This is a genomic window from Daejeonella sp. (assembly GCF_049655485.1).
Lineage (GTDB): Bacteria > Bacteroidota > Bacteroidia > Sphingobacteriales > Sphingobacteriaceae > Daejeonella.
In genome coordinates this window covers 1-1,703 of record NZ_JBASJU010000211.1, presented here as the reverse complement: position 1 = coordinate 1,703, position 1,703 = coordinate 1, and the positions used below count along the sequence as shown (strand labels likewise).

Genomic DNA, 1,703 nt, shown 5'->3' with positions numbered 1-1,703 from the left:
TCGACATTGTTTAAGGAATGGATTTCTTTATAGTTTCGCAAGTTCACTTCTTCAGACCCGTCCCCAATGATCTTCAGATGGATATTGGGCTTAGTTTGCATCGCTTTAAGAAGCGTGTGTACCCCTTTTATTCTTTCTAATCGCCCTACATAAAGTATATAACGATCTGTTTGATCTCCTGTACCTAAACCGTGCTGGGTTTTAAAATTGTATGTGTGATAAATATGCCGGAGCTTCTCAGGGAAGAAGCCAAAACTCTTATACTTATTATAGCTGAAAAGGGATGGGCATATAAAGTAATCGACGTATTTATAGTAATTTACTAAGTCGTAAAAGTAATTCTCAAATGCAGCTAAAGAACTGGCTAAGAGGGAACCTTTTTTACATTTATTGACGGCACAGCGATAAAAGTTCCCGCCCTTGCACTGCTCACATACCTTGTCATTGCTGGTAAACGTGCTCTGCGGGCACAAAATGGTATAATCGTGTAAGGTCCAGACTATGGGTATTTCATGTTCTTTAAGAACATTGATAATAGCTGGCGTAAGATAATGATGGATAAGATTTAAATGTGCAACGTCTACTTTGACCGCTTTTAATAGACCTTTTAACTTGTGTATCGCCTCTGTTGAATAAACGCTTTTGCTAACCACTGTAAGGGCCGATTCAATGCTCCGGTCCTGGTTAAGTTCTCTGTAATTTATATTGTCGATAAAGTATTCCGAATACTCGCTGGACACATTGCGGTCATCCTTCATGGAAAAAGGCACCACATGGTGGCCAAGCTCTGTATATATTTCAGATATCGTTTCGATATAAGTCCAGTCGCCACCGCTGGGATACCAGGCCCAATTTGCGATCAGGATGTTCATTCTGGTAAAGCGTTTTTATTAGCGACTGCGGTATCCTCATCTTTCGGTTCATAAACCGCATAGCATCTGATAATTCCGCCTTTTTTAAAGAGGACTGCCAATCCTTCTAATAAAACAGCAAACGGAAGAACCAATAAAACCATGGCAAGCAGGACCCGGCTTTTGTTTTCTTTCAGGTCAGCGATCAAAAAGCCTTTATATCCAAACCAGGCGAAAATACTTTGGACCATACCCACTATCCCGAGGTGAAGCGAGTAGTATTCCTTTCTAATTACTCTGCAGTCGGCATTATCAATAATTTTCTCCAGGCTCGAATCGGTAAAGTGAGTCAGATGGCGTGGCACGTCAAGATGTAACCATCTATTTCCAGCCCATCTGGACTGCCAGCTCCCAAAATTGGGTACCTCTGCGATTAACAATCCCCCGGGTTTTAAATTGGACTTGACGAGATTGCTCATAAGTTCTGAAGGATTTTGCAGGTGTTCCAAAACATGGAACATTGTGATCACATCAAATCGGCTGTTGAGCACGGATCCGGAGGTATAGTAATCAGTATTGACAGTGAGACCGAAATATTTACGCGCATATTCTGCTCTTGGTTTCGAACTTTCTATTCCCTTTACCTGGCAACCCTTCAAAGCTGCGAAATGAAGAAACAGCCCTTTGCCTGAGCCGAAGTCGAGTATGAAAGGTGTTTGGTTCCTGGTGGTATTTTGTATGGTATTAATAACGGATCCGTATTCCGCTTTCTGGATCTTAAAGAAAATGGAATCGCGGGTATCTTTTACCGTATAATCTTTTCCATCGTAAAACTCGTTTACGTCGATATCC

Annotated in this window: 2 protein-coding genes; both read right to left on the bottom strand. The window is 41.5% G+C overall.

The features are described from left to right. The coding region (locus tag WBJ10_RS08865; RefSeq protein ID WP_424289414.1) for a glycosyltransferase family 4 protein at nucleotides 1–872 on the bottom strand (872 nt) is incomplete at its 3' end. Then, nucleotides 869–1,703, bottom strand: an 835-nt coding sequence (locus tag WBJ10_RS08860; protein ID WP_424289412.1) for a class I SAM-dependent methyltransferase, incomplete at its 5' end; no start/stop codon positions are given. The genes WBJ10_RS08865 and WBJ10_RS08860, both read right to left, overlap by 4 nt.